This is a genomic window from Streptomyces phytophilus (assembly GCF_013870535.1).
In the GTDB taxonomy this organism is placed as follows: Bacteria; Actinomycetota; Actinomycetes; order Streptomycetales; family Streptomycetaceae; genus Streptomyces; species Streptomyces phytophilus.
The window spans coordinates 1-1,087 of sequence record NZ_JACBXC010001673.1 but is presented as its reverse complement, the minus strand read 5'-3'; the positions used below and the strand labels follow the sequence as shown (position 1 = coordinate 1,087).

Genomic DNA, 1,087 nt, shown 5'->3' with positions numbered 1-1,087 from the left:
GCGCCCCCTTCGTACGGTCGGAGCACGAACGGGCACCAGCTTGCCGCTTTTCTTATGATTTTCTGCTTAATACTCCGGTCTTGTCCGGCGTACGGGTGGCGGAATCAACCCGCCCGGCCCACCTCGCGGACGATCCGCTCGCACAGCTCGTGGGTGGCGAGCGCGTCCCGCGCGCTCAGCACCTCCCCGGCGCGTACCGCGTCCAGGAACGCCAGCACCACCTGCTCGATGCCGCGCTGCCGGGCCACCGGCACCCAGTCGCCGCGCCGCCGCACGCTGGGCTGGCCCTTGTGGTCCACCACCTCGGCGAGGTTGCGGACCTCGCGCTTGGTGTCCTGGCCGGACACCTCCAGGACCTCTTCCGCGGAGCCCGACAGCCTGTTCATCGCGCCGATGGCGGTGAAGCCGTCGCCGGACAGCTGCAGGACGACGTGGTGCAGGAGCCCGTCGCGGACGCGGGCGCGCACGCCGACGTGCTCGACGGGGCCGGGCGCCAGGAAGCGCAGCGTGTCCACGACGTGGATGAAGTCGTCGAAGACCATCGTGCGGGGGTCCTCGGGCAGTCCGACGCGGTGCTTCTGCAGGATGATCAGCTCGCGCGGGTGCTCCAGGCACTGCACGTAGCCCGGCGCGTGGCGGCGGTTGAAGCCGGTCGCCAGCGAGACGCGGCGCTCGTCCGCGAGCCGTACGAGACGTTCGGCGCCCGCGAGGTCGTACGCCAGCGGCTTGTCGACGTAGACGGGTATGCCCGCCTCCAGCAGCGCGGCGGCCAGCTCGACGTGCGCGGAGGTCGGCGCGTGCACGAACGCGGCGTCGAGGCCGGCGGCGAGCAGCGAGTCGAGGTCGCCGTGGCGGTGGGCGGGCGGAATGCGGTGGGCGTCGGCGACGCGGGCCAGCGTCGCGGGCGTACGGGTGAGCAGGTGGGGCTCGACGCCGGTCAGCGAGGCGAGCACCGGCAGGTACGCCTTCCGCGCGATGTCGCCGAGCCCGATCACGCCGGCCTTCAGGGGCGTCGCGCCCGTGGTCATGTCCGCTCCCGTCCGCAGCCTCTGCTCCCGCGGGCCGCCCGCGCGGCAGGAGACCTGCC

Annotated in this window: 1 protein-coding gene; it reads right to left on the bottom strand. The window is 73.0% G+C overall.

What is annotated here, in order from left to right; genetic code table 11:
- Nucleotides 1–104: 104 nt before the first annotated feature.
- A complete protein-coding gene (locus tag H5J30_RS35130; protein WP_181791845.1) occupies nucleotides 105–1,007 on the bottom strand; it encodes a Gfo/Idh/MocA family protein in 903 nt (300 codons plus the stop codon).
- Nucleotides 1,008–1,087: the final 80 nt, after the last annotated feature.